This window comes from Paenarthrobacter sp. NPDC091711 (assembly GCF_044756605.1).
Lineage (GTDB): Bacteria > Actinomycetota > Actinomycetes > Actinomycetales > Micrococcaceae > Arthrobacter.
In genome coordinates, this window is record NZ_JBIVTF010000017.1 from 64,915 (window position 1) to 91,119 (window position 26,205).

Below are 26,205 nucleotides of genomic sequence, written 5' to 3' on the forward strand. Positions count from 1 at the left end.
GGGTGGCCAACAGGCATGCAAAAGGCCCGGTCTCCCCAGGAGCCGGGCCTTCTGCACTGCTTGTTTCTAGGCGAACAGGACAGTTGCCAGGAGGCTGCAGACCACCATGGTCGCGGCGCCTCCTACTCGATTACTGATGGTCATGAACGGCATGAGGTGCATCTTTTTCGCCGCAGACAGCACAGCGACGTCCCCGGTGCCGCCCATGTCTGCCATGCCTAAGCCGCACATGATCGAGCCCTCGACGAAGAAGAATCCGAAAAGGTAGGTCATGAGACCTCCACAGATGAAGGCGACGATGCACGTGAGTAGACATAGGAAAAGATAGACGGGGTCCGACATGAGCGCCAGCACATCACCGAGGTTGAGCACACCCATCGAAATGGCTGCGAGGACCGCTGGCACCATGACCTTGCCCATGAAGGACGCCCAAGAACCCGCACCATCTTCCAGCGACTGCGGAGTCAGACGCGCGAGCTTAAGCACGAGGCAGGTGACAATCATCCACACGTACGGGTGTACCGCCGGTACCAAATGTCCGCCGAACTGGGCGAGGAGGTAGACTCCGCCGGTTATGAGGAGGCCCGTCAGCAGGTCGGAGTAGTTTGCCGCAGAGCGTTCAGTGCCTTGGCCTTCGGTGGTTCCCCCGTTACGGAGCAGGTCCGTACCTCGGCCGGAAAAGCCCTTGAACGGTCTGTCGGGGTTGCGGCGTGACATGCCTCCCAGTACTGCCGCAATGAGTATTGTTCCGATGTTGGCGATCATGACCGAGGCGGTCAGAGTGGTGAGATGGTCGCTGGGATCCCCGCCGGTGATGTTGGCATATATCTGCGAAAGGGGGACTGCGCCAGCGCTGATGCCCGAGCCCATGATCGGCCCCACGACGAACAGGATGGTTTCGATGAAGCCGTAGCCTATGAGCGCCCCGACGCCTCCTACTATGCCCATGGTCACGATGAGTGTCACGAAGAGGGGAACAATGAACCGTACGCCGGCTTGCACGAGAACGTGCCGGGGCATTGCCAGCACACTTCCTACCAACAGACCGGGTACAAGGAAGGAAGTGAAGTCATAGCCCGAGAAGAAGTTAGCCTCGAGCTCACGGACTGACTCAGGGAGCACGCCGACTTGAATGAGGATCGCTGGCAGCAAGACCGCCAAGATCGTGCCGAAGCCTAGATCACGGAGGACAGGTACCTGGTCACCGATCCAGTTCAGACCAACTCCCAATATGACGGCCAGAGCCAGAGCGCCCCCGAGATTGTCAGGGACCAACCCAACGATTGCGGCGGAAACCGCGACAATGAAGACCAGCGCGAAAGTCACGAGCGGAATTTGGGCGATGCGGGGGCGTTGTCGTCCAGTAGACGTTTTTCCAGTTGTCACCTGACTCATCGCACCGCCACCTCGGCTGTCCATTCCGGCCGCGTTGAAACGCCAAGAGTCGTACCCAGCTGCGCGAGTTCCTGGATCACTTCGAGAGGGTAGTCAATGCCCTGTTCAGTTTGCCGGGCAAAACTTCGTGCCTCCATCTCGCCGGGAACAAATATCTCGTCTACACCCTCCCGGCGATTGGCGGCCTTGAGGTAGGTGACGGCGTTGTCCATGCGTTGCTTGAATGCCGTGACATCGTCGATTGCGGATATATCGATGAACTGCAGGAGATGACCGGTGTTTTGGACTTGGGTTGGGTTCTCGAAGAAATCGCCCACATCTTCACCGAACGCAGAGCCGTTGAGGATGGCAGACACGATCGCGTTCATGAAGGTAAGTCCATAGCCCTTGTATTCTCCACTGGGCTGAACTGTGCCGTGGAAGGCTGCCTCAGGGTCGGTAGTGGGGTTGCCGAACTTATCGAGCGCCCAGTTCGATGGGATCTGCGTGCCCGTCTTCATTGCCATGGCAATCTTGCCGCGTGCCACCACACTTGTAGCCATGTCCAAAGTGACAGGGGGCCGGGTGAGGCACGGCGCGGAAATGCCGAATGGATTATTGCCGAGCCGGGCATCGATTCCGCCCCATGGGGCCATAATATTGTTGGCATTAATCGTCCAGCAGAATCCGACCATGTCTGCGGCTGCTGCCTGCTCGGTGTAGTAAGCGCAGGTGCCAAGGTGGTTGCTGCCCGTGATAGATACAGTCGAACTGCCAAACTCGCGGGCAAGCTCGATTGCCTTCTCTGTGCCGAAGCTGGCCGCGACTTGTCCCATGGCGTTGTGGCCATCTACGACGATGGTAGGGCCTTTCCCCCGAATGATCTCAGGACGCGCTGTGGGGTTGAGGCCCCCCAGCCGCATCTTCTCAATGTAGGTCGGCGTGCGCATGATCCCGTGCGAGTAAACTCCTCGTGCGTCCGCGATGACCAGGTGGTGGGCACTGGTATTGGCGTCGGTAGGGGACATCCCGACGGCAACGTACATTTCGGTTTGCCAAGCCAGGACCTCGTGGTAATCGAGGCGTACTGTGCGATTGAATTTATAGTCGGCCACGTTGGCTCCTATGTGATGTTGGGGGGAGGTACCTTGAGAGAGGTGTGATGCATGACAGCCGGTCTGACTTCATCGTCGTGACTTATGGCAGGGGTGCCAAAGATAGTTATGGAGGATTTGCCGGCGTTGAAATAGTCGGGCCTACTGTGGGCCTGGGCGGGGGACGGGCCATGACTTAACGTTCCTTTTCATTGCATCAGTTCGGCAGGATGGAGGCAACGGGCGACTGCCGGAACCCCCCGGTCTCGCGGCTGGTGTCGGTGTCGCTGGTGAGGATTGCCAGCATCCGTGAGCCGAATAGCTTTGCTGCTCCAGACCAATCGGTTAGTAGCCCTGCCAAGTTCTCGCCATCCATCTGATGGTCGCCGGCGCTGGAAACTATGGTCGAGAGGATCTCAGTTCTAAGTTCGGTGTTGACGTTGATTTTTCCGACGTTGAACGAGGACGCGCGGGCGATGTCTTGCCTTGGAATTCCGGACGCGCCGTGCAGTACAAGGGGCACCTGCGACTGCTGCGCGATGAGGCCCATAACGTCCCACCGAATCTCCGGGCGCCCTTTGTAGTGACCGTGAACATTTCCGACCGACACGGCCAGCAAGTGCGCCCCACTTCGCCGAACAAATTCCTCAACCTGCCCTGGATCGGTGATGCCCGAGGCTTGGTTGATGAACGCTTTGTCCTCATCTCCCGGAAGTCCGCCCAGCTCCGCTTCCAGTACCACGTCAGGTCCAACGAGATCTGATGCTGCGTGAACCAGTGCAATGTTGGTCTCGAAATCCAGAGTGGAACCGTCCGCAAGTACCGCATCTGCTCCAGCGCGTACGGCGGCATGGATGACCTGCAGATCCTTGGCGTGGTCGAGCTGGATGGAAACAGGTACTGACGCTTCATCAGCCAGGCCACGTAGTGCCGATATGAGGCGCAGACCGTCAGGACGGCTTGCCGTCCTTGGTGCTACCAGCAACGCAATGCTGTGTTTCATCTCCTCTGCGGCTTCCACGAGCGCTGTGGCGGTGGTGAAGTCGTAGCACGTGAAAGCGGGTACTGCCCGCCCATGGTGCAAAGAGTGGTTCACCATCTCGTCAAGTCGTGCCCTCATGCTGCTACCTCTGCAGCAGGGACTTGATAGAGTCGCCTTCCAACGGCTAGAGGCTTCGCGCTGTTGTTTGCTCGCACGGTTGAAGTCCTGTGCATGTCTTGCTCCTTTGCAGTGGAGGCGTTGCAGTAGTGGTCGAAGTTAGTACCCGGACCATGTCGCTGGCCGGGCTTTGTGCGTCAGAAACCTGCGCTGAGCTTCCTCGTTACTTCAAGGAGCGATTCGTCGGTGCCGACATTGCCCGCAAAAACAACGAAAGGCATGCCGCGGGCAGGTCCATCGACCGATTCCCAAAGGGAAACGATGCCTGGAAGCATCGGGCCACGGACCACAGCCCTACGGATTTCGAGTCCGTGTGCTGCAACGTCCGAAGATGTGATGCCGCCCTTGGCGATGACGAATCGGGGCGGGATAGTTTTGAGGGTCACGTTGACAACCTTCACGACGGCGGCACTGACGGCGCGAGCGATCCGCAGGCTTTCGTCGGCGTCGTTTGTTTTCACCAGAAGGCGGCTGGTGTGGAGTATCACGTCGCCCTGTTTCAATGCGCTTGCTACTCTGTCAGCCACTTCGCTCAAGTATTCTTGCGCCCCTGAGCCTTGAAGCAGATATTCCACTTCAATTTCGATGACAGCCGCGCGAACGTGCTCGGATGTTAGTCTCCGAAGCTGACGTGTTGTCACGCCCACGTGCGACCCTACAACAATGAGCCCGCCTACCGCGGAAGGGCCATCCACTCGCTGAAATCCTCCGGCATTAACGTCTTTAGGTTCCAGTGGCTCGCGTGGATCTTGCCCTATACGGCCTCGGACGAACGGTGGCCCAACCCTGTAGATAAACTCTTGGCCTCTCCTCTCCGCCTCGGCCAGGCCGAGCGCAAGCGCGCGGAAGTCGTTCTCCGTGACGATGTCGGCAACAATGGAGGTTCTGTTCTTTGCCGGAGCGAGCGCCTCAGCTACTGCATCCGGGCCAGAGCGTATGACATTCAGATCTACGACGATTACGTCGTCAGCCCGAATCCTGCCATCTGATTTCTCCTGGACATAGGCCGGAAGATACGAGCTGGAGAACCCAAAAGTCGCGTCTTGAGCGAACTCAGTCTCTGAAACTGGGGTTAGGCTTTCCCCGGAAAGTATGAAGTGGTCACCACCGATGGTGACCCGACCAGCATCCGGAAAGGCTGGAACGATTACAATTCCATCGACTTCCCCGCCACCATTGGCCGCCATCGTCTCTGCGATCGCATCAGGCTCGAGAGGAAAATGACCGCGCAGAGTCGAGTCGCTGCGGGAGGCGAAGCCCAAAGGAGTGCCGGAGTCTTTAGCAGCTTCGATGGCAGCAGAGACCACTTGCCGGTTCCGTTCGGCGGCCTCCTGCGGATCAAGGCTACGCGTGTTAGTGAGCACGTAGACCGCCGATGCCCGCTTCTCGTTGATGCGCAACTCGAAAGCCCATCGGAAATCATCAACATCCCAACTGGTGAGGACAGGAATATCGGCAACAGACTGGGTGCCGGTGGGGTCGTCGTCGAGTATCACGAGGACGCGCCTCGAACGCGCGACGGCGGCAGCTACATCGGCTGCGGAGATCGGCAGTCCCTCGGGGAAGGATGCGAGAAGGTCTGCGGCTACGGGCATTGTGCTCTTCCTAGCGTTGATTTTTTGCGTTTTAGGTCCGGCCAGTCGAACGATCCAAGGTGGTCCGACTGGCCGGACGAACTTTCAGGGATCCCTACGGCTACTGCTCACGCTTTGTCCTGGCGTCCAAGAGGTAGGCCGCAAAGGTAGCGGTGTTTGCCTCAGTCGGAAAACCTGAAGCCCTACACACCTCCGGGTCAGGACGGTTCTTATGGCGTGGTTTGTCCTCGCTGAACAATTTCCACCGCAATGCCTTCGGGGGTGGCGTTGAGAAATGCGCACGGCAGGCCGTACCCACCTGTAAAGATCCCCTCTGCCTGGCCTACAGACGAGAGAAAGTCCGACGCGCTGTCTACTGCAAAGCACACATGGTGCAACCCTTCACCCTTTTGCGCGAGGAACTCTGCAATTGGACCGGGCCTAAGTGGCTGGACAATCTGAAAGGTGGTGTCGCCAACGGTGCTGTTTTCCGTTGCGAGCCACAGCAGGCGCACGCCTGCGTCCGTAACAACTTCATCGTGAACACGTTGCAGACCCAGGACGTCTTCAAACCATTGGGAAGAGGCGTCGGCATCGTGGGCGGCTATGGCCACGTGGTCAATCTGACGCACGCCCGAGCGTCCCGTAGTACTAAACTCTGCGTAGGTCGCAGCGTCAACGTTGGTCATCGGGCTGCAGTGATAGCGGCGACGATTGCTTCACCCATTTCAGAGCATGATGCCGATCCGCCAAGGTCCGCCGTGAGGGTAGTACCTTCGGCAAGGACGGCGAGGACAGCCGCGTCGATCAGCTGACCGGCTTGAACAGCGAGATCATCATCGTTCCGACGACCCATCCAGTCCAGCATCATGGCCGTGGATAGAACCATGGCGGCCGGGTTTGCGAGGTTCCGTCCAGCAATATCCGGGGCCGAACCGTGGGCCGGCTGAAACATGCCGTGCTTATCGCCGATGTCTCCCGAGGCGGCCATACCTAGTCCGCCGACGGTTGCGGCGGCGAGGTCGGAAATGATGTCGCCGAACATATTTTCGGCGACCACGACGTCGAAGTGAGCGGGTCGTTGCACCTGGAAAGCAGTCATGGCGTCCACATACACGTGGTCGGTGGCGATTTCCGGATAGGCTTTCGCCGCATCGTCAAAAACAGAACGGAAGAACGCGTAGGAACTCAGAACGTTTGCTTTATCGATGCAGCTGACCATCCGCCGCCCGTCCAGAGGCCGCCCCTTGCGGGACATGGCGATATCGAAGGCGACTTTCGAGACTTTGCGGGTACCAGTGTCGGTGATGACAATTGTGTCCGTGGCGACTTCATTGCGGACGTTAGTCCCACCCGTGCGGGAAGCATAAAGTCCCTCGACGTTCTCCCGAACCACCACGTAATCGATGGGCTCATTGGTTGCCAGTGTCTTCCGAACACCCGGCAGGGACCTTACCGGGCGTACGCCAGCGTAAAGGTCCAAAGCAAAGCGAAGACGGAAGATAACGTCCCCGTTCACTTCGCGGCCGTCAGGATGACGAGCTTCGGGAAGTCCGATCGCACCCATCAGTATGGCGTCGGCGTCCCGACAAGCTTCGAATGTCTCCTCGGACATCGCAGCTCCCGTGCGCTGCCAGCGCCCCGCGCTCGCATCATGTTCATCGATAGTGATCTGGAGACCACCTACGGCGGCCGATGCCTTATTCAGTGCGGCCACTGCTACGTCCATGATCTCCGGGCCGATGCCGTCTCCTGGGAGGGTGACTACTCGGTAATCGCTCATTCCAAACACTCCTTTGGGTCCATCTTTGGTAATACCCATTTTTGGTGATTAGGCACCTCGTTGTGGGTTTTGGTGCGGGTCAGGGTCTACGTTGCCCTTGGATGTGACTCTTGACATATTCAAGTGGTCTTACCAAAATAAGTCAAGTCGTCCGCACTCAAGGGAGAGTTTTATGAACAACCGGTCACTCACTGATCCACCGCCGTCGAAGTCGGCGGGCAACGACGCGGATTTGGAGAAGTTCCGCGCCTACAAACCCATTGATGAATCCACCATGACCGCAGGTGAGGCGCGGTTCGAAAGATGGCGCCAAACGCTTGGACTGTTTCTGGGGCCAGTGGCCTGCGTAGCCGTCATGATGCTGCCGTTGGGAATTCCTTGGGAACAGCAGGCCTTGGCAGGGGTCTTCATGCTGACCATTATTTATTGGCTCAGCGAGGCGATCCCCATCCCGGCGGCGTCTCTCCTCGGACTGGCCCTCATGATTGTTGTGGGTGTTGCCCCAGCTGGTGACATCCTTAGATCTTTTGGCAACTCCATCGTCCTGTTGTATCTGGGTGCGTTCTTCCTTTCGCAGGCCTTGCTCAAACACGGCCTTGCGCAGCGGGTCGCTTTCTCAATCCTGGCCACAAAGTGGGTAGGCAACTCCATTACTCGGCTCCTGATTGCCATTGGTGCTGTTACGTGCCTGTTTTCGGCCTTTGTCAGCAATACGGTCACCGTTGCCATGTTGCTCCCTACGTGTCTTGGCATCATCGTGGCCATTGCCAGGCAGACCGGTCAATCGGATCCCACACGACTGAAAATCGGTACTGCCCTGCTCTTGATGCTGGCCTTCAGTGCTTCCATTGGTGGAGCCCTTACGCCAGTGGGCGCCCCGCACCAGTTGATCGGCCGGGATCTGCTGGAGAAAGCGACTGGTGTTGAGGTCACGTTCTTCCAATGGACAATGATCGCCGTGACATTCGCCGTTCCGCTTTTCATTTCCCTCGTGGTTCTTCTGCTCAAACTGAACCGGCCGGAGGCGACCCACGTCGAAGGTCTGGCTGCCACTATGGCAGAGACGCGCCGAAACTGTGGCCCGATGAGCCGGGGGGAGAAAAACACGGCAGTGGTATTTCTTCTGGTAGTAACTGGTTGGCTCCTTCCGGGCATTTCCGGGATGGTGCTGGGGCCGGAGTCGCCTGTATACGCAACCATCAGTGACGTCCTGGATGAAGGCGTTGTAGCAATTCTTGGTGCATCACTTTTGTTCCTTGTGCCCACTGAGTGGAAAACGCGTACTTACACCATCAACTGGCAGGACGCGGTGAAGACCGACTGGGGCACGTTGCTGTTCATCATCTGCGGTGCCGCATTTGGTGCCCAGCTGACAGCCACCGGCTTGGCAGAACGAGTGGGTACGGGGCTCGGTTCAACCTTCGGCGGCGCGAACATCATCCTTTTGACCTTCCTCGCCGTCCTGCTCGCAATAGTGATCTCGGAAATCGGAAGTAATTTGGCCGCGATCGGGATTGTGGTTCCCATTGTCATCCCCATTTGTATCGCGGCGGGCATTGATCCTCTGCTCCCCGGTCTGGCTGCGTGCTTCGGTTCGTCCTTCGGGTTCATGATGCCCATCTCCACGCCGCAAAACGCACTCGTATATGCCACCGGCGCTGTGCCCATTACCAAGATGGTCCGGAGCGGAATCGTGTTCGACGTACTCGCTGCCGTGTTTATCACCATTGGCGTTCTGCTCATGGGCAACCTGCTGGGCATGGGTTAGCTTCTTCCTTCGACTAGGCTGGCATGTGCCAAACTTCCCGGAAAGGCGTGACATGCCAGAACAGCAGACCGTAAATGCATCCACGGAAGGGCGGCGGACCGACGATATCGTCCGCCGTCTTCTCCGGCGCATCCAAGACGGAAAGCTTAAGCCCGGCGACCGTCTCCCGAACGAGCGGGAACTGGCTGCCGAGCTCGGCGTGTCGCGGCCGGTGGTTCGTGAAGCGATCAGTAACCTCGCTGGGCGGGGTCTCATTTCAGCCCGTGGTGGTAGTGGTTCAACAGTAATTGCTCTCGGCCCGGACCGGGCTGAAGAAGCGCTGGCGCTGTACTTGAGTTCCAACAAACTTGATTACCGCTCTATTCACGAAGTTCGCGAGCTGATTGAAACCCATGCAGCCGGCATTGCTGCCCGGCGGGCCAACGCCGCAGAGGTCCAGGAACTGACCGGCCTCGTCGATAAATTGGAGGACGTGTCGCTGGATATCGCCGATGCCGCCCGGGCGGACCTGGAGTTCCATGCGGCGATCGCGCGACTTACCGGCAACGAGATATTTGGTCTCATTCTTTCTTCGCTCCATCAGGGACTCGTTGAGGTCCGGAGGCATAACCTCGCCCTCCCTGCTGCGCAACGGGAAGCAGTCCGTTCTCATAGGGCAATTCTGGAAGCGATCGATACTGGTGACGAGTTGGGTGCCCGTGCAGCCATGGCCGGCCACCTCAGTGCGGTGTTTACGTTCTGGCAGGAGCAAGCAGATCCGGCGCGGCCCTCTCAATCGAGCTGACACTATCGTTGGATAGTCGGCCCGTGGCAAATAGATGAGAACAGCGGATGCCCACTATGGGCCTGAGCTTCCAAAGAATGCCGTGCTTGTCGTCAATACTGTTCGACAGTGTTGTTGAAATTCAGTGTAGAGTCGCCCGGTCTCTGCGTAGGCACTAAAAGCGTGCTCGAGTAGCCTTGAAGACGACTCGCTACGGCCGCATTTCCAGGGTTCCTTGTTATATCCACGCGTCATCGACCCGGCGACCTCACGTTTCCGCCGCGCGTGCGTTAGCTGGGTGATTAGAAGTCTGCGTGACCTGACCGCCTTGCCGAGGCGGCCTCGGCATGCGACGCCTGACAGATCCAGGCTGCCGTCGGCATTGTTAGGATCCACGGCGTCGCGTCGTCTGACATGGCAGGATGATCCGCGCAATCGTGAGCGCGTTGGTTCCTTAACAAGCGGCGCCCCGGAATCACCAACGTCGGAGCGCAAGCAGCAGCCGACGAATCCGCTCGGGTGACTATCATCGTGCCAGGGTCCAGCGTTCACCATATAACTGGGTCGCCCGATGCAGTGAGGCTACTTTGGCATGCAGGATCCGGATTGCCGATGGGCAGGTCGATTTGAGCAATCACGCGCAGCCGCAGCCTCTCCTGGCGCCGGGGATCGCGAACGACGCACCAGAGGGCCTGGAGTTAGTTTCATACTCTTCGATGTGGTGGTTTTACTGTCCGTAGCCCTAAACCTAGGGTGTGGGGTCAAGGTAGCGAGGCCACGTCGGCAAAATTAGCTCTTGCCAGCGATTCATCTTTGGTTCAAACTGAGAATAGTTTACCAATCGGTACTTACTTATCATTCGATTCTGCCAGGAGCCCGAGATGTTCATTGACGCCCCCACCACCTCGCTCGTCGTCAGGGACCGTCCAGCCATGCCTACCAATAACGTCGGTGGGCTGAGCCGGTACCCCGTAGCAAACATCGGCGACGCTATGGATCGACTCAACCTCATGGACGCTGCCATCAAGTCCCAATGGGATGGCGCTCGCTGCGTAGGTCCAGCGCTGACGGTCCTGACCCGTGACGGCGATAACCTGGCCATCCACCGTGCCCTGGACGACGCCAGCCCGGGGGACGTGCTGGTCATTAACGCGCTGGGCGGAACAGCGCGGGCTGTCTTTGGTGACTTGCTCGCAGAAGTATGCTTGGCCGCCGGCATCGCGGGTGTAGTCATCGACGGACTGACCCGCGACAGGGCTGCAATCCAAGCCCTTGGTCTTCCGTTATGGGCGCGCGGCGTTTCCCCTGCAGGTCCTGCAAAATACGGCCCCGGACAAGTGTTTACCCCAGTGGCCTGCGGCGGAGTAGTCGTAAACCCCGGTGACATCATCGCCGCGGATGACGATGGAATAGCCGTCATCCCACAGGAGAACGCTGAAGCAGTCTTGAACCGGCTGGCCACCATCGATGACTTCGAGGAGGCCTTCCGTCAGAAGGTTCGTGCCTCAAGTCTTACCGCACGATAGGAACCCAAGATGACACTTCAGGAAGCCCCCGGGCTGACAGATCGGAACTCCTCCGTAAGCGCGTCGGCAGCGACAGGCGAACACTCACCCATAAGTGGCTGGTGGCGCCCGGACGGTGACCCCGCTCCATTCCGGTACATACAGGAGGGTGCGATCCTCCCTGCTCTTGAGGGAAAGCCAACCGTTTGGTGCTTGGTCTATTCGTTACCTGTCAGTCGAAGGGCCGCTAACCCATCCCGCCAGTACACATCTCACGCAATCAACCACTCATAGATTAAAGACACCCTAAGAATAGCCATGAAAAGCCGAACACTGACCAGACGCCGCTTCGAAAACCGTTCTGAGGCCACTCAGGCAGCTACCTCAACATCGGAAGTGCCTGAACGGAAGGGCGGGCGCCTACTGCCTGCGTGGCCAACCCCAAAAGTCCCGGACAGATCTACAGCCACGCATAGCCTTCCAAGGACGGCCCTCACAACGACACACCGACAATAGGTATGGCGCCGAACCCTGGCACTCATCGGGCGGCGTTGATGACCGCCGAGCTGGTGGGCAGCGTTGAGCTAGATTTCTCATGCGGACTGTGGGAAGCTTTGGATCCGCATTGGCTTAACGAACATGGACCTGCGTGCGCGGTCCAGAGTTGCCGTCCCCACGCGCGTCCTTGTTATCTAGAGCCTTGCCGCTTCCCGAGCCAACTCGGCGACCACCGCCCAGTCTTCGGCTTCAATCGCAGCTTTCGGGGTTAGCCAGCTACCGCCGACACAGGAGACGTTCGGCAGCGCGAGGTATTCCGGTGCTGAGGCAGGGCTCACTCCGCCGGTCGGGCAGAACTGTACGTGGGGGATGGGCGCTCCGATTGCGGCGAGGTATGGCGCGCCGCCGGCGGGTCCGGCGGGGAAGAACTTCATGGCGTTCAGCCCGCTCTCGAGGACCGCCATCACCTGGCTTTCACCGTCCAGTACGCACCGGCAGGCGAAACCCGCGGCAGCGTCGGGGATTTCCTGGACGACGTACCAGCCGGATCAGTCATTGTCATCGACAATGAAGGACGCACCGACGTCACCGTCTGGGGCGGCATCATGACCGAGGTCGCCGCCGAACGCGGGATCGCCGGAACCATCATCAACGGCGTCTGCCGGGACATCTCCACGTCGCTGCAGCAGAACTACCCGCTGTTCAGCCGCGGTAAGTTCATGCGCACCGGCAAGGACCGTGTCCAGCTGGTCGCCGTACAGACCGAGGTGACCATCAACGATGTCACCATCTCACCGGCGGACATCATCTGCGCCGACGCGGACGGGGCGCTCTCTGTACCCAGCGCCCGCGCTGAAGAGGTCGCCGACCTGGCCGAAAAGATTGAAGAAACGGACACCCGGATCGCCGCCTACAGCCGCCGCCCGGCCACCCTGGTTCTCTGAGCCAGCCGAAGTGGAATCCGGCAGCGAAACCATCACCTTCTGAGGTGGACGTGGTCACGGTAGGCGTCGCCACCTGCTACAACGTGCGCTTCCCAGAACGCTTCCGCGAACTGGCCGACCGTGGCGTCCAAGTCATCATCGTCACCGCCCACTGGGACGCCGGAGAGGGAAAAAATCGATGCGGTCGACTGCTCAGCACGGCACGCGCCATCGATTCCACCGCCTGGGTTGGTGCCGGCGACCAAGCCGAGGCATCCACCGCCGATATTGAAGAACCCTTCGGACCCTATTCGGCGTAAACTACAGCCTTGTCGTCTCCCCGATGGTCGTGGCCCCGCAGGAAGTAGACGATAGGGTCGGCCAGTTGGATTTCGCCGTCGACAACCCGGCCGTGGAGAAGGAACGTCAGTTCATCACGGTCGTGGTGAACTGTCGGTTGGGGGTGCGCTCTAGCCTGTGCCCTGGAGGTCCCAACGCCAGCCGCAAGTACATTCAATGCACCGGCCGCGAGCGTTGGGGCCTTCTCACTCTGTACATCAAAGAAGAGGAGACCGCCTCTGAGATATGAGCCCTTATTCAGGGGACAATTCCGGCGGAAGAACCGTAATGCTGCTTAGGGCATGTCGAGGTGGGTTTTGTAGGCGGTGTTTTTGTTGGTGTTCCAGCCGGCGATGATGCCGGCTCCGAGCATTTGGTCGGTGAGCCTGGCGAAGCGGTAGCCGGGGTCGGTGTCGAGGGCGAGTTGCATGTATTGGTGTGCTTTGGATCCTCGTCCTTCCCACCAGTTGATGTAGCCGATGGTGGTGAGTATGGGTGCTGCGTGTTGTGGGCTGGTTCTGGTGTAGGCGTGGAGGAGGAGTTGTTGGGCCCATTCGATGCGTGACCATTGTGGTGCTGTCTCGGTTTGGGCGAAGAGGATGTGTTGGGGTGGTTCGTTGATGCCGGGGATGTCGGCCATGAGCCGGTCGCGGATGTGGGGGAACTGGAAGTTCGCGATGAGCGTGGTGCAGTCTTCGTCGGTGGGGAAGTCGTTGCTGTCGAGCATGCTGGTCCAGAGTTGGCTGGCCTGAATTGCTGCTTGCTGGGGTGCCTGGGCTCGGATGGTGTTCATGCGGTTTGCGACGGCGGTGGCATGGTCTGCTTCGTGGGTGGGTGTGGGGAGGACTATTTGGTTGGTGGGTTCGATGGTGCTGCCGCGGTAGATGAATTCTGCGTTGACTCGGCTGTATTCGGTGGTGCTGATGGGCAGGCTGATGTCTTGTCCGGGTTCGGTGTCGTAGGGGGAGTAGGTGTCGTCGGTGACGAAGATGCCGTCGCGGATGGTGATGCCGTTTTCGGCGAGGACTCCGGTGAGCGCGGCGATGGTGGCTGCGTGAGGTTTGGGCTGTCCTGGTTCGCAGTGCTGGGAGGTGTAGAGGGCGAAGACGATGCTCGAAGCTTGGGTGTCGCTGGTGAGGTAGCTGCTGACGGTGCGGGCGTAGGGGAGTTCTGTTCCCAGTTGACGCGGGAGGTCAATCCGGAGGGTGGCGCCGACCTTGCCCTTGTCCAAGGTGATGCAGACCAGACTCTCTTGTGGCCAGAACCCTAGGGTGTGCCCGATGAAGCTCAGTAGGTCTGCTGGGTCTTTGATGGTGAGCGCATTCATTGCCCTTTTCCTTCGTACGTGCGTTGTGTCTAGGGTCTTGGTCTTGTGGGCTGTTCTGATAGGGGACCTGGTCCGCTGGGTGGGGCCGGGGGCAGGTTCGGGAGGTTGTGAGGGACGTTTTCTCTCTGGGTCCGGGGTCGGCGCGGTAGCGCCTTCGTTGCACGGCGCCCGTCCAGCCATGATCGGATATTAGAATGACAAACAGCGTTGTTGCTTCTGGTCATTCATGGGCAGGCTGAGGTGGGGCGCCATGACGTGAGCTGCCCGATTCTTCAGCGTGTACTGTCGCTGGGCGGGTTCGCAGCGTCTATGGGGCCCGGCGCTGGTTCTCTTCCCGACATATGCGCCGTTATTCGGTATTACTTCCCTCGGTGGAGAATGTCCTCATTCCGGCCCGTTTGGGTACCGGTTTGGTACCATGGGTCTCATGGCTATGAATCTCCGAGTCCCTGAGGACCTTGATCGACGGCTGGAGAAGTTGGCTGCCGAGGAACACACGTCCAAGTCCGCACTCCTATTGCAGGGGGCCGAATTGGTTCTGCAGCGCCACGCGCGCCGGCGTGAAATTGGCGGGGGCCTTGATTTTGTTATGAGTCATGACGCTGATCTGCTGAAGCGCCTTGAAGACGCGTGACAGCGTACCTGGACATTGAGGATGCCCTTCAGGTAGTTGATCGGTACGGCTTTCATATCCGTGATGTCGGGTTGTTGGCTTCGGCATTGGCCAGGCCGGCTGCGACTGTCATGGGCGCGGAGGCCTATCCGCATCTCGCGGTGAAGGCTGCAGCCTTGTTGGAGTCGGTCGCCAGGTTTCGTCCACTCATTGATGGCAACAAGCGGACGGCGTGGACGCTCATGGTGCTGCTGCTGTGGATCAACGGTTACCGGCATGACTTCTCGACGGATGAAGGCTTCGACCTCGTCGTCGGAGTCGCTGCGGGTACTCTCGACCTGCCGCGCGCTGCCGCAGAGATTTCCAGGCATCTGGTGCCCCGGTAGTCCTCCGTCGCCCCCGAAAGGGGGTGTGGACATTGTCCACACATCCCGCTCCGGACTGCTTCGTACAGTCACCGGATTGGCCCGGATTCCGCGGGTTTCCGGCACTTCCCAGTGTTCGCAAGGCTTGGAATCCCGTTCGAGTCCCACCTCGGGCACGGCATACCCCCTCGTCAGAGGGGGTTTTTGCTTTAACGTGTGTACATTCTTCGTGGTCAGGTCCCTCTGACACTGGTCGCGGGGTGTGCCTGGCGCCGCGGGTCGACTGTTTAGTTGTGGGGGAGCGGGTTCAGGGCCGTGGCTGGTTGTCCCTCCGCTGGCTCTGTACTGGGGTTATGTGTTCCTCTCTTGGTGCGTCCGGTAGGACGTTGTTGTCCTACACCCCTTCATGGGTAGAGGGACTGAGCGCAACATGACTTCGAGATCCTGCGTCAAGATTCTTGGTTTTGGCTCGTTTGATGGAGTCAAGAGGCTTGACTCAGGAGAGCTCTGTCAGCCCAAAGGGGTGTGGACATTGTCCACACTTAAATCTTCTTTATCGAGCCTGATCACAGCCATTTCCTGCCTCTCGTTCGCCCCACATCTATTTATCGCGTGTGAGGACTCGAGCGACATGACGCCCCTTCGCAAGCGCACCTTCTGCAGGGCCGCAGCGACATGAGAGTGCAGCCGCCACGGGCGACCGGGTGCTTAGGGGAGGTCTTTTCGGTGTCGTTGACGCGCAAATACGAATGCATGGGGCAGTGTCCGGAGGGGACGGCGGTGCCTTCCAAAGTTGGCGAGCATTTTGGGCCCCAATTTTGGGCGAACCCAGTCCCTTATGGTCTCAACCGATGACGAAACCCTGTGCTCTCACCCTGATGTGCATGCCGCTGGCTAAAGCCATGGTCGAGCTTTTTCGGGCTCGGGGAACAGAAGAGGGGCGGAAGAATTTCTTCTTCCGCCCCTCCAACGCTGGCCCTTGGTTACTGGGGTCCTGTGACCTTGAGGTCGTCCCAACCTCGGATCACACCGTCGCCGCTGAAGACCGCGATCTGGTTGTTTCCGGGTCTCGTATCTTCAGGCGTTGTAACCTGAACGGAACCCTCTTGGGATGCTTTGTGCCAACCCAGTCCGGTCTCGTTGAGATAGACGTAGTACCACTGTTTGGGTTCAAGGTTCTTCAGGGTCACCAAAGACTGGCCGCGAGGGAATTTTTCCTTGCCCAATCCGAGATTTACCTGATTTTCCTTCTTGAGCGCCTTCTTCGCCGGCGGCGCAGGGTCACTGGTGGGTCGGGGGTTGTAAGGTTCAGCGGGGAACCGATCAGCTCCGACGTACTGGATATTTGCTACAGGTGGTGCCTGCATGTCCGTGCCAAGGAAGAAGCTCGGCCAGGGCGGCTGGTTGTAAGCAGTGTTCTGCCACGCAACCCCTGTGCGGTATTGAGAGTCGTGCATGAGAGTGGGCAGCCGCGTCTCGGTGACGTCCACGGTTGTGTAGAGCCGCATCGCGCTGTAGTCCGTGTTCGGCCACAGCAGTTCCTCGCGCCAGTCACCGAGGAGATCGGCGATGATCATCGGCGTTGCCTTGGTGCCGTCGATCGACCACAGTTCGTTGTCCTGAAGGATGATGTCCGTGGTCTTCGTCGTAGGGTTCCATTTTTTGACCACGGGGATCCCTCGCTGGGTTTCGGCATTCCAGTCTGTCAGGTCAGGGATTTCGCGGAGGAGGTCGCCATCCCACCAAGCCATCATCAGTGCTGGCGGTATGGCTTCGGTGATCACTTCACCGGTTGCACTCTTCATGGTGCCCACGGGTGAGTTGTAGACGTCGCCGCGGACAGCCCAGGTTTCGTTGCCCGGGTAGTTCGGGTCGATGTCGCCTGCAGATGCCCGGCCGGTGTCTTCGGTGGCCGGCGTTGAGTAGAGTACCTCACCGGTTTCTGCGTCTCTCAACGCTGAGCCGATGCCACCGTTCTGCGGGATGTCTTCGAAGGCGCTGAACACCTCCAGGCCGGGACGCGATGGGTCGTGGTCGGCTACGTGCAAAGCGTCACCGTGGAACAGTCGGGTGTTGTAGAGCGGCTTTCCGTCGTCGTCGATGGTCATGGCACCGAAGACGATCTCGTCTTGCCCGTCGCGGTCGACGTCGGCGGGGGCGAGGTTGTGATTGCCTTGACCCTCGTAGTCCTTGCCCCAGTCGTTGCTGTCGAAGACCCAGCGCGACTTCAGTTTCCCGTTCACGAGGTCCCATGCCCCGATGACGGTGCGGGTGTAGTAGCCACGGCTCATGATGAGACTTGGGTGTACACCGTCCAAGTAGGCTGTGGCGCCGAGGAAGCGGTCCACGCGGTTGCCGTAGGCGTCGCCCCAGTCAGCCACGTTGCCGCGCTGCGGGATGAAGTCGACTGTGTCGATTTCGGCGCCGGTGCGACCGTCGAAGATCGAGAGCCATTCCGGTCCGGAGAGGACGCGGCCGGTGGCGTCGCGGTGGTCGGCGTTCGGGTCTCCCAGAACCTGTCCGGTTCCATCAACGACGCCGTCGCTGGTTTTGAAGGCGATTTCGGCGCGGCCGTCGCTGTCGTAATCGAACACTTGGAACTGCGTGTAGTGGGCACCGGCCCGGATGTTTCTGCCGAGGTCAATACGCCAGAGCTGGGTTCCGTCGAGCTTGTAGGCATCCAGATACTGGTTTTGGGTGAAGCCGGCGATTGAGTTGTCCGGGAAGTTGGAGGGGTTCCAGGAAAAGATGATCTCGTACGTTCCGTCGCCGTCGAGGTCCCCGACGCTTGCGTCGGCAGCCCGGTAGCCCTCGCCAGGAGATTTGATCGGGATGTCTATGTATTGTTCGGTACGCGGCTGGAATTCATCGGTGACGATGATTTCTTGTCCGCTTTCGATGGCCGTCACAAGGTAGTGCGAATCTGTTCCGCCGCTGGGGTCCACGAAGTTCGTGGCACCGGTGAGGGGAACGGGGGTGATCAGCGTACCGTCGCGGTAGATGTTGAAGCCAAGCTGGCGATCGTCGGCGCCGAGGAGGCGCCAGCCGAGGTAGACGCCACCCTCGACGACGACACCTACAGGGGCCCGGTCGAGATACTCCATGTTGCGAACAAGCGTGGTGGTCACTGCTGTGCTCAGCGTGTCCGACGTGGTCGAGTAGCCGCCCTCATTGACCGCCACAATGCGGTAAAGGTAGGGCCGTGTCGTCAGGACAGTTTTATCGGTCCAAGTCGGATCGGTGGTGGTTGCGACCAGCGAGAACGGAATGTCTTCGCGTGTGCTCCGGTAGACGCGCCAACGCTGGGCTGCGGGGTCGTCATTCCATGTGATTGTCAGTTCGCGTTCTGCGATCGACGAGACGGACAGGCCAACTGGTGTAGCCGGTGCGGGTGCGCCGGGATCGACCACGTTCACTGCCAATGTTCCGCTTTGCTGGGACTGGCGGTCACCGGAAATCGCGCGGACGGCGTAGCTGTACGGCTCGCCGACTTCCACGTTCTCATCGAGGAAGGTCGGCTCGGTTGTCGTGCCTACTGATTCGAGTTCGGTTGATTCGGTCGAACGGTAGATCTCGTAACTGCCCGCCCCGTCCACCGCACCCCACCTCAGAGAGACGCTGGGGTTCTCGGAGGTATCGACGGTTGCGGCGAGGGAGGCAGGGACGGCGACAGGTGCCTGCACCATCAGGCCGTTGATCCGGCCGTCGCGCGCTCCCATGACGTTCAACCGGCCATCTGCGACTTGCACGGTCGTCACGTGCTTGTCCAGGGCGCCGGTGGCGGTCTTGCTTGTGTACTTCACACCTTCGACCGTGAAGTCGGTGGCGTTGCCGGCAATGAGGTCACCGCTCCACGTTGTTACCTCGTAGGTTCCGTTGGGAAGGTCGACCCCAAATTCCCAGGCGCCGTTGACGAAGTCGCGCTCCATTGACGAGCCCCCGCTGGTGCGGTCCCGAAAGGTTGTTCCGCCTGAGAGAAAGCCATACCCGAGTGTGGCTGAGTAGGTGCTGCCGGCTGCCACTTGGTTCCAGCCTGCCTCGACCGGCGATGCGGGCCCGCCGAAATCGAACTTTAGGTCTGGTTGGGCCGCATGTGCCGTATCCGGGACCGAGACGAAGGCGGCTCCGAGGGCGAGGGCGGTAATGGCTGCGCTGCCCACCCTGCCGTTTCTGCTTTTTTGTTTCACAGTGTTCTCCGTTTGTTGGGGGAGGGGACCGCTCCGAACGCCGGCAAGGAGGTGGCGGCGTTCGGAGCGGTGGTTTTGACGGGCGGGTGCCCGGACTTACTAATGTGTGCTGAAGGTGTGGGTCCACTTAGCGGCTGCGCCTTCAGCCACTGCGAGGTAAGGCTTCGGAACGGCCGCGACTGTCGCCTCGGCGTTTTGTGCCTTGTGCCCACCTGGGCCCACCTTTTGGCCGTTGATGTAGTAGTCGACGTCGTCGCTCGGCGGGATCACGATCACACCGCTGGGGTCGACGAACTTCGGTGCCTTCGGTGTCACAGGAGTGGTGAGGATCGGTACGGTAGACCAATCCATATCACTTGCCAGATAAAAGCCGACTTGACTCGGGTAGTTGTAGACCGTGTTCTGCCGGGCGATCTCAGCGCGGTATTGCTTATCGTGCATAAGGGTTGTCAGTTTGTGCGTTGTCAGCTCAGTGCTCGTGAAGATACGTAGCTTGGTTGAGTCCTTGGTGCGGATAAGGAGCTCTTCACGCCAGTCACCCAGGATGTCGGCCACCAAGGGCGGATTCCCTGCAGTGTCTTGCTCCGTCAGCAGGGTGCCCCGCTGCCAGTCGACAATGTGCTTGGCGCCGTCCCGGTCTCCGGAGATTGTCTGGGTAGTAGGTTCGGCAGCGAAATGTATGGTGGCATCCACCAGATCCGGTTTGGCGGTCGACAGGATCTCGCCTTTCGCGCTGAGCAGCCCGCTTGCAGTGGTTCCGGACGGCATTGAGGCCCATACTTCCAAGCCGGGCACGTCCGGCCGCACATCGCCGATCAGTCCGTTGCCGGTGTCCTTACCGGAATATGCGCCGAACAGCACCTCGCCTGTTGCAGCATCACGCATAGCTGCTCCGTACGGGGCGTTACGTGCACTTTCGTGGACGGAGAAGATCTCCAGGCCAGGGCGTTTCGGGTCGATGTCCGTCACATACATGCCGTCACCGTGTCCGAGTTTCGCACGGGTTCCGGGTGCTGCGCTTCCTTCAGGAAGCGTGGCGTAGGAGCTGTAGAGGATGCTTCCGTCGTCGTCCAGGGTGGCTGAGCCGTAGACGATCTCGTGTTTGCCGTCGCCGTCGACATCAGCGGCACTCAGTGAGTGGAAGCCCTGCGAGGACATGTGGCCCCACGTCGGATCGGTTCCCTCCCGACCGTGCGGTGTGTCATTGAACGGATTTGTCATTGGTACGTGGCCGCTGTCGACAAACCAGCGCTCCTTGAGCGATTTGCCGTCCCAGTCATATGTCACCATGGTCATTCGGGTGTAGTAACCGCGGGCGAAAACAGCCGAGGGGCGTTTACCGTCCAAGTAGGCGACGCCGGCGATGAATCGGTCGACCCTGTTGCCCGGTTCGATGACGCCGTACGCGTAATCGCCCCACAGCAGGCCGTCATCACCGCGCCCTGGCTTGTACGGGATGGTCTGCAGTTCCTTGCCTGTGGCGCTGTCGAACACGGTGAGGTACTCGGGACCGTCGAGGATGAAACCCTCGAACTGCCGCAGCAAGTTTCGTGGACTGCGGGACGGTGCATAGACGTCAATGAAGTAGTCGGTCAGCTCGGTCGCGCTCTGCTTGGTGAGCGGGTAGTCGTGAGTCACGGGAATGCCGAGAGCCTCCTCAACGGTGGCTGGCCAGTTCCCCGCCTTCACCTCAGGGTGCTCGCTCCAGCCTTGCAGCATGGCTACCAAGTGGGCATGGTAGCCCTCTGCGCTGAGTCGGTAATCGTCGGTGTGGGCGTAGCCCGCGTCCACGTCGGATTTCGGCATCGTGACGTAGCCTTCATTTGTCACTGTGCCGTCTGCGTTGTAGCCGGTGGTTTTTGTCCCGGGGGCGGTCTTCAGCATGGTTTCGGAACGGCCATCGCCGTCGAAGTCATAGACCATGAACTGGGTGTAGTGCTGGCCGGCGCGGATGTTGGGGCCGAGATCGAGACGGTTGAGGAGCGTGCCGTCGAGTTCGTAGGTATCGACATAGACGGTACCGGTGTAGCCCTTTTGCGACACGTCCTTTTGATTAGAGGGGTTCCAGAGCACCACGAGCTCGTAGGCGCCATCGCCATCGACGTCAGCCGCAGAGGCGTCGTATGCATGGTAAGTGAAGGTCTCACCCGCTGGAGTCACGCCGTCTGCGGGCTTCTGCAGCGGCACGTCGTGGTACCCGTTCTGCCATGCGGTCACCGTGGCACTTGCAGGAAGTTCAACCCCGTTCACTATCGGTGCAACGGCGTAGCGAGATGACGGCGTACCATCAGGATCGGCGAAGTTGGTGCTGTCCGTGACAGTGTCCACGGCCTGGCCGTCGCGGTAGACCTTGAAGTCTGGTCCGGCCAGGCCGGTCGCCGTGGAACCTGTTGCTTCTGAGCCGAGCAGGCGCCAGCTGAGGAACACGCCTTCATCCGTGCCCACCGCAACAAGCCCACGATCCAGTTTCTCCAATTGGAAAGGTTGGCCCGCCGGGGAATTTCCCCGGATCTGGGACCCGCTATTGGCGGCAACGCCGGACGGCGGATCGGGCGAGGCAGCCGCTGGCTGGACTCCGCCGGAGAGCATCACCCCCGCCGCAAGCAAAGCAGGGATCAGGTGTCGTACACGATTCATCGTCGAATCCTTCTCTGGATCTTGTCATGAGGTGGGATGCGTTCAGAGAGCTGGCAGCAGTTGCCGTGACCGGTCACGGAAATTAGTTCTTAGGACTCGATGGGGTTCCGTGACGGGTCACGTCAGACTAGGTAAAGCCATGAGTGGCTGTCAATAGGCGCAGCGTAATACGCCGAGGGTCAGGCGGATTCCCGCCAAACAACCACAGGCGTGACAGCGCGGGTTATTGACGCCGTGGGCATGTGTTCAGCTGTGAAAAGTTGCGCCACTATGGATGCTGCCTCAGCCGCGACAGCCTGGGTTTGAAGGGACAGGGTGGTCAGCGTCGGGCTGATGGCCTCACCGAGGGATATGCCGTCGATGCCGGCGATCCTTACCCGACCAGGCACGTCGACTCCTAGAGTGTGCGCGCCCTGAATAGCTCCCATGGCCATGAGGTCGTTGAATGCAAGAATGGCGTCGATGTGAGGGTTCTCGTCAAGTATTCTCTTGAAACCGTTGACGCCCCCGGCGATCGATTCGGGTTCGGTGACCACAAGGCAGGACTCGCCGACTGCCTCCTCAAACAGGAGTCGACGAGGCGAACTCGTAGTAGTTCCATCGGGCATGGGGTTTGCGGCATCGATCATCGCGAAGCGACTCGCCCCCTTGGCTCGAAGGGCCGTGACCAGGTCCGCAATTCCCGTTCGGAAGTCGAGCTCAACCGAATGAACACCTGGTATGGTGGCCCGTTCTTCCAGGGTGATGATGGGCACCCCACGAGCGGCAGGTGCGAACGCCGACTGAGGCTCAACGAAGTAGCCGATGATGGCATCGGCTTGGGATGCCATGGATCGGACGGCCGCGGCCTCGCCTTGGTCTGCAGTTCCGACCACTACCTGCCAGTCACGTCTTCGCAGTTCAGTGACGAACGCATCTGCGAGCTGCGCATAGTAGGGATTGCGGAACGTTCCAACGATCAGCCCGATCGCAAGCGAGCGTTGACGTGAGAGGTCTATGGCGAACCTGTTCGGTCTGTACCCGAGTTCCTCGACTGTACGCATAACACGTTGCCGTGTTTCCTCGCTGATTTCCGGCATCTCATTGACCGCGCGGGTGACAGTCTGTCGTGAGACTCCCGCGGCCAGGGCAACATCCCGTATGGTGACCCGTCGCGGCGGGGCGCTTTCAGACTTGGGCATGGGGAGCCGTTGGTGAAACCTCGGTGGCGCTGGTGGTAGCCCGTCTGTTCCCGGGCGCACAGGATTTGCACATGCCCAAACTATAACGGCGATGCTGGATGTGAGTGGAACGATCCCGTCGGGCGCGCGTCCCAGGTCTGTCCCTCAGAATCCCTGGGCTCTATTGACAGGAAGTCCGGCGATTTCCTACGATTACGTGACCGGTCACGGAGACTCTCGAATGATTACCAGCAGTTTCGTGACCGGTCACGGAATGCGGTGTAGACATCCGTCGCTGTAAACATCCGCATTACAGACCTACGTCGGTATTTGGAACATGAGAGTTCGAGCGCCGGCGTGTGTAGGAACCCTGGACCTGCGTCCGTTGGAGGACGCAATCTGAGCAAGGAGGCTCCAATGATCAACAGAAGGCATTTCCTCACGACCGTTGCTATCGGTACCGTGTCCGCGGCGGCCTTAGCCGCTTGCGGCGTACCGGCTCCCGGGCAGGCGGGTTCCGCGGAAAACCCCGTAACACTCAACTACTCTTGGTGGGGCAATGACGACCGTGCGGAGCGTACCCGTAAGGCTATTGCGTTGTTCGAGTCCAAGAACCCGGATATCAAGGTCAACGGCAACTTCACTGACTTTGGAGGCTATTGGCAGAAGCGGGCCACGGAAGCTGCCGGCGGTGGCTTGCCGGACGTGATGCAGTTCGACTTGTCCTACCTGCGTGATTACGGCCAGCGGAACCAGCTCCTGGATCTTGGCACCGTGAAGGTCAACACGGATGCTTTCGAGAAGTCCCTCCTTCCCTCGGGCCAGATCAAGGGCAAGACCTACGGCATCCCTACCAGCACCAACGTCTTCGCGGTCTACTACGATCCCGCCAAACTCGCCTCCTTGGGCATCGCCGAACCGGATGGATCCTGGAACTATGCCGAATACAACGCATTCCTCAGCGAAGTGGGCAGCAAGAGCAACGGAACCCTGTTTGGTGGCGGGGACTACACAGGTGTCTGGTGGATGTTCAACGTATGGCTGCGCCAGAACAACATCCAGGCCTTCACCGAGGACGGCAAGCTTGGCTTCTCCAAGGATGACCTGAAGAAGTGGTGGAACCTCACCACGGACCTGCGCGGCACACCGGCGCTCATTTCCGAGGAACGGGTTAACCAGTTGCTGCCGAAGTCCCCGTTCGGCTCCAACGCTACGGCCACAGAAGTCACCTGGGACAACTTCATGGCCGGTTACCTCGCGGACAGTGGCGCGAAGGAACTCAAGTTGGTTCCGGTCCCCTCGGACGATCCGGAGAACCTGGGCCTGTTCTTCAAGCCGTCCATGATGATGTCCGCCAGTGCCAAAACCAAGCACAAAGATGCTGCGGCCCGCTTCATCGACTTCATGGTCAATGATCCCGAGGTGGGTCAGATCTTCAAGACCTCCCGGGGCGTCCCGGCGTCGAAGACCCAGCGCGATGGCACCACCTTCGAAGGCACGGACAAGCTCGTTGTCGATTATGAGAAGTCCATTGAGAAGTTTATTAAGGACGCCCCGGAGCCGCCCATCGTTGGGTTCGGCGCGCTGGAGTCCACGTTCAAGCGGGTCACGCAGGACCTGAACTACGGAAAGCTGACCGTGGACGGCGCGATTGACGTGTGGTTCAAGGAAGCCGAAGACCTCATCAAGCAGAACGCCTGAGCAGACCCTCGTGTCTGATCTAGGCCTCACAACTGACGGACTGATCTTGTGACTCAAAGCCCAACCCTGAGCAGGCGTTCCACGCCGTCCGCTCCCGCGCAGCCGCGTAAATCGCGGCGGCGCGGGGCGGACGCCCGCGCCGGCTACACGTTCCTGTTGCCCTGGCTGCTGGGATTCATCGCCCTGACCGTAGGGCCCATGATTTCCTCGCTGTACCTCTCCTTCACCAACTACAACCTCTTCGACGCCCCCAAATGGATCGGTTTCGATAACTACGTCTCGCTGTTCCAGGACGAACGGTTCCTGCAGTCGGTAGGGGTGACCATGCAGTACGTGGTCTTCGGTACCCCGTTGAAACTCGCCGCGGCGTTGGCGATCGCGATGCTGCTCAACAGCAAACGCAAGGGCCAGGGTTTCTACCGGTCCGCGTTCTACGCCCCCTCGTTGATCGGCGCATCGGTGTCCATCGCGATCGTCTGGAAAGCCATGTTCGGCGATTCCGGCCCGGTGGACCAAGGCCTGTCCTTCTTCGGAATCAACCTTGGCGGCTGGGTGGGCAACCCGAACATGACCATGGGCATGATGATCCTGTTGACCGTGTGGCAGTTCGGCGCCCCCATGGTGATCTTCCTGGCCGGCCTGAAGCAGATCCCGGCAGACCTCTACGAGGCTGCCTCGATGGACGGTGCCGGCCCGGTACGGAAGTTCATGAACATCACCTGGCCCATGCTCTCCCCGGTGATCTTCTTCAACCTGCTAATGGAAACCATCCACGCCTTCCAGATCTTCGCCTCGGCCTACATCATCTCCAACGGCGAAGGCGGCCCGGCAGGATCCACCCTCTTCTACACCCTCTACCTGTACTTGCGCGGTTTCTCCGATTTCCGGATGGGTTACGCCTCGGCAATGGCCTGGCTCCTGGTGATCGTGGTCGGCATCATCACGCTGATCTTCTTCAAGACCTCCAAGTCCTGGGTCCACTACAGCGGTGATTCGAAATGACAACCATGGCAACCCCCACCCAGAACCAACCAACAACGCCTACAACGCCGGCACCGGTGTACAACCCGAAGTCCGAATCCGGGACGGCCAAACGCATCAAGAGCACCATCTTCCACATCATTGCCCTGGCACTGGTGGCGATGGTCCTCTACCCGGCCCTATGGATGATCGCCTCGTCCTTCAAACCGAACTCCGAAATCGGCGGCGCCAACACCTCACTGTGGTCGAACAACTTCAGCTTCGACAACTTCGCCACCGCCATGGAAGGCATCGGCGGGGTCTCCACCCTGACGTTCTTCACCAACTCGTTGATCCTGGCCGTCGGCGCAGTAGTGGGAACGGTCCTCTCGGCGTCCATCTCGGCCTACGCGTTCGCCCGGATCAACTTCCCCGGCCGTGGACTGTTCTTCGGCATGATGATCGCAACGCTGCT

At 59.7% G+C, this 26,205-nt stretch carries 20 protein-coding genes and 1 pseudogene; 10 read left to right on the forward strand and 11 right to left on the reverse strand.

The genetic code is table 11. The features are described from left to right. Positions 1–66: 66 nt before the first annotated feature. The 6 genes from ACIQH5_RS19580 to ACIQH5_RS19605 all read right to left on the reverse strand — a co-directional run bounded on the left by ACIQH5_RS19580 (position 67) and on the right by ACIQH5_RS19605 (position 6,984). Positions 67–1,419: a 2-hydroxycarboxylate transporter family protein gene (locus tag ACIQH5_RS19580; RefSeq protein WP_400406676.1), complete on the reverse strand. Its 1,353-nt coding sequence runs from the start codon at positions 1,417–1,419 to the stop codon at positions 67–69. Continuing rightward, entirely contained in the window at positions 1,392–2,489 is a 1,098-nt protein-coding gene (locus ACIQH5_RS19585) for an Ldh family oxidoreductase (RefSeq protein ID WP_400406679.1), read from the reverse strand. The genes ACIQH5_RS19580 and ACIQH5_RS19585 overlap by 28 nt, the downstream gene beginning before the upstream one ends. 196 nt (positions 2,490–2,685) lie before the next feature. Further along, on the reverse strand, positions 2,686–3,588 hold the full coding sequence (locus ACIQH5_RS19590) for a class II fructose-bisphosphate aldolase (RefSeq protein WP_400406681.1): 903 nt from the start codon (positions 3,586–3,588) through the stop codon (positions 2,686–2,688). Positions 3,589–3,764: 176 nt separating this feature from the next. After that, positions 3,765–5,222, reverse strand: coding sequence for a four-carbon acid sugar kinase family protein (locus ACIQH5_RS19595; protein WP_400406683.1), 1,458 nt, complete (start codon positions 5,220–5,222; stop codon positions 3,765–3,767). Positions 5,223–5,431: 209 nt separating this feature from the next. After that, positions 5,432–5,815 (reverse strand): VOC family protein, encoded by a 384-nt coding sequence (locus ACIQH5_RS19600; RefSeq protein ID WP_400406686.1) that lies wholly within the window; start codon positions 5,813–5,815, stop codon positions 5,432–5,434. Positions 5,816–5,886: 71 nt separating this feature from the next. After that, a complete protein-coding gene (locus tag ACIQH5_RS19605; RefSeq protein WP_400406688.1) occupies positions 5,887–6,984 on the reverse strand; it encodes an isocitrate/isopropylmalate dehydrogenase family protein in 1,098 nt (365 codons plus the stop codon). A 172-nt stretch (positions 6,985–7,156) separates the two neighbouring features. Here ACIQH5_RS19605 and ACIQH5_RS19610 point away from each other — a divergent pair, with 172 nt between their 5' ends. The 3 genes from ACIQH5_RS19610 to ACIQH5_RS19620 all read left to right on the forward strand — a co-directional run bounded on the left by ACIQH5_RS19610 (position 7,157) and on the right by ACIQH5_RS19620 (position 11,041). Further along, positions 7,157–8,752, forward strand: a complete 1,596-nt coding sequence (locus ACIQH5_RS19610) for an SLC13 family permease (RefSeq protein WP_400406690.1) — start codon at positions 7,157–7,159, stop codon at positions 8,750–8,752. 52 nt (positions 8,753–8,804) lie between these two features. Further along, positions 8,805–9,536: a FadR/GntR family transcriptional regulator gene (locus ACIQH5_RS19615; protein WP_400406692.1), complete on the forward strand. Its 732-nt coding sequence runs from the start codon at positions 8,805–8,807 to the stop codon at positions 9,534–9,536. A gap of 860 nt (positions 9,537–10,396) precedes the next feature. Continuing rightward, positions 10,397–11,041: a hypothetical protein gene (locus tag ACIQH5_RS19620; RefSeq protein ID WP_400406694.1), complete on the forward strand. Its 645-nt coding sequence runs from the start codon at positions 10,397–10,399 to the stop codon at positions 11,039–11,041. 671 nt (positions 11,042–11,712) lie between these two features. Here the strand turns inward: ACIQH5_RS19620 and ACIQH5_RS19625 are convergent. Continuing rightward, on the reverse strand, positions 11,713–11,982 hold the full coding sequence (locus ACIQH5_RS19625; RefSeq protein ID WP_400406695.1) for a hypothetical protein: 270 nt from the start codon (positions 11,980–11,982) through the stop codon (positions 11,713–11,715). Here ACIQH5_RS19625 and ACIQH5_RS19630 point away from each other — a divergent pair. Both ACIQH5_RS19630 and ACIQH5_RS19635 read left to right on the forward strand, forming a co-directional pair. Further along, on the forward strand, positions 11,881–12,462 hold the full coding sequence (locus ACIQH5_RS19630) for an RraA family protein (RefSeq protein WP_400406697.1): 582 nt from the start codon (positions 11,881–11,883) through the stop codon (positions 12,460–12,462). The genes ACIQH5_RS19625 and ACIQH5_RS19630 overlap by 102 nt on opposite strands. Then, positions 12,459–12,761 (forward strand): nitrilase-related carbon-nitrogen hydrolase, encoded by a 303-nt coding sequence (locus ACIQH5_RS19635; protein WP_400406723.1) that lies wholly within the window; start codon positions 12,459–12,461, stop codon positions 12,759–12,761. The genes ACIQH5_RS19630 and ACIQH5_RS19635 overlap by 4 nt, the downstream gene beginning before the upstream one ends. 314 nt (positions 12,762–13,075) lie before the next feature. On the opposite strand, the gene ACIQH5_RS19640 is transcribed toward ACIQH5_RS19635, so the two are convergent. Then, the gene (locus tag ACIQH5_RS19640; protein ID WP_400406699.1) at positions 13,076–14,107 is read right to left on the reverse strand and encodes a DUF4192 domain-containing protein; all 1,032 of its coding nucleotides are present in this window, start codon (positions 14,105–14,107) and stop codon (positions 13,076–13,078) included. A 427-nt stretch (positions 14,108–14,534) separates the two neighbouring features. On the opposite strand from ACIQH5_RS19640, the gene ACIQH5_RS19645 reads away from it, so the two are divergent. Together ACIQH5_RS19645 and ACIQH5_RS19650 are read left to right on the forward strand one after the other, a co-directional pair. Next, the gene (locus tag ACIQH5_RS19645) at positions 14,535–14,741 is read left to right on the forward strand and encodes a ribbon-helix-helix protein, CopG family (RefSeq protein WP_231745404.1); all 207 of its coding nucleotides are present in this window, start codon (positions 14,535–14,537) and stop codon (positions 14,739–14,741) included. After that, a complete protein-coding gene (locus ACIQH5_RS19650) occupies positions 14,738–15,106 on the forward strand; it encodes a type II toxin-antitoxin system death-on-curing family toxin (RefSeq protein WP_091328217.1) in 369 nt (122 codons plus the stop codon). The genes ACIQH5_RS19645 and ACIQH5_RS19650 overlap by 4 nt, the downstream gene beginning before the upstream one ends. A 962-nt stretch (positions 15,107–16,068) precedes the next feature. Here the strand turns inward: ACIQH5_RS19650 and ACIQH5_RS19655 are convergent. The 3 genes from ACIQH5_RS19655 to ACIQH5_RS19665 form a co-directional block, all read right to left on the reverse strand. After that, complete coding sequence (locus ACIQH5_RS19655; RefSeq protein ID WP_400406701.1) at positions 16,069–19,272, reverse strand: hypothetical protein; 3,204 nt, start codon at positions 19,270–19,272, stop codon at positions 16,069–16,071. Between the two features lie 99 nt (positions 19,273–19,371). Further along, the gene (locus tag ACIQH5_RS19660; RefSeq protein WP_400406702.1) at positions 19,372–21,909 is read right to left on the reverse strand and encodes a rhamnogalacturonan lyase; all 2,538 of its coding nucleotides are present in this window, start codon (positions 21,907–21,909) and stop codon (positions 19,372–19,374) included. 179 nt (positions 21,910–22,088) lie between these two features. Further along, complete coding sequence (locus tag ACIQH5_RS19665) at positions 22,089–23,090, reverse strand: LacI family DNA-binding transcriptional regulator (protein ID WP_400406705.1); 1,002 nt, start codon at positions 23,088–23,090, stop codon at positions 22,089–22,091. A 396-nt stretch (positions 23,091–23,486) separates the two neighbouring features. On the opposite strand from ACIQH5_RS19665, the gene ACIQH5_RS19670 reads away from it, so the two are divergent. The 3 genes and pseudogenes from ACIQH5_RS19670 to ACIQH5_RS19680 form a co-directional block, all read left to right on the forward strand. Continuing rightward, complete coding sequence (locus tag ACIQH5_RS19670) at positions 23,487–24,770, forward strand: ABC transporter substrate-binding protein (protein ID WP_400406707.1); 1,284 nt, start codon at positions 23,487–23,489, stop codon at positions 24,768–24,770. Between the two features lie 48 nt (positions 24,771–24,818). Next, positions 24,819–25,772, forward strand: coding sequence for a carbohydrate ABC transporter permease (locus tag ACIQH5_RS19675; protein WP_400406709.1), 954 nt, complete (start codon positions 24,819–24,821; stop codon positions 25,770–25,772). Further along, positions 25,769–26,205: pseudogene (locus tag ACIQH5_RS19680) on the forward strand (carbohydrate ABC transporter permease); the annotation flags it as partial. The gene ACIQH5_RS19675 and the pseudogene ACIQH5_RS19680, both read left to right, overlap by 4 nt.

Bases quoted from the DNA above. Each gene is read 5' to 3' on its own strand.
- ACIQH5_RS19665 (WP_400406705.1), bottom strand. From the start codon at position 23,090: ATGCCCAAGTCTGAAAGCGCCCCGCCGCGACGGGTCACCATACGGGAT.
- ACIQH5_RS19595 (WP_400406683.1), bottom strand. From the start codon at position 5,222: ATGCCCGTAGCCGCAGACCTTCTCGCATCCTTCCCCGAGGGACTGCCG.
- ACIQH5_RS19640 (WP_400406699.1), bottom strand. From the start codon at position 14,107: ATGAATGCGCTCACCATCAAAGACCCAGCAGACCTACTGAGCTTCATC.
- ACIQH5_RS19590 (WP_400406681.1), bottom strand. From the start codon at position 3,588: ATGAGGGCACGACTTGACGAGATGGTGAACCACTCTTTGCACCATGGG.
- ACIQH5_RS19670 (WP_400406707.1), top strand. From the start codon at position 23,487: ATGATCAACAGAAGGCATTTCCTCACGACCGTTGCTATCGGTACCGTG.
- ACIQH5_RS19645 (WP_231745404.1), top strand. From the start codon at position 14,535: ATGGCTATGAATCTCCGAGTCCCTGAGGACCTTGATCGACGGCTGGAG.
- ACIQH5_RS19620 (WP_400406694.1), top strand. From the start codon at position 10,397: ATGTTCATTGACGCCCCCACCACCTCGCTCGTCGTCAGGGACCGTCCA.
- ACIQH5_RS19625 (WP_400406695.1), bottom strand. From the start codon at position 11,982: ATGGCGGTCCTCGAGAGCGGGCTGAACGCCATGAAGTTCTTCCCCGCC.
- ACIQH5_RS19610 (WP_400406690.1), top strand. From the start codon at position 7,157: ATGAACAACCGGTCACTCACTGATCCACCGCCGTCGAAGTCGGCGGGC.
- ACIQH5_RS19580 (WP_400406676.1), bottom strand. From the start codon at position 1,419: ATGGACAGCCGAGGTGGCGGTGCGATGAGTCAGGTGACAACTGGAAAA.
- ACIQH5_RS19615 (WP_400406692.1), top strand. From the start codon at position 8,805: ATGCCAGAACAGCAGACCGTAAATGCATCCACGGAAGGGCGGCGGACC.
- ACIQH5_RS19660 (WP_400406702.1), bottom strand. From the start codon at position 21,909: ATGAATCGTGTACGACACCTGATCCCTGCTTTGCTTGCGGCGGGGGTG.
- ACIQH5_RS19605 (WP_400406688.1), bottom strand. From the start codon at position 6,984: ATGAGCGATTACCGAGTAGTCACCCTCCCAGGAGACGGCATCGGCCCG.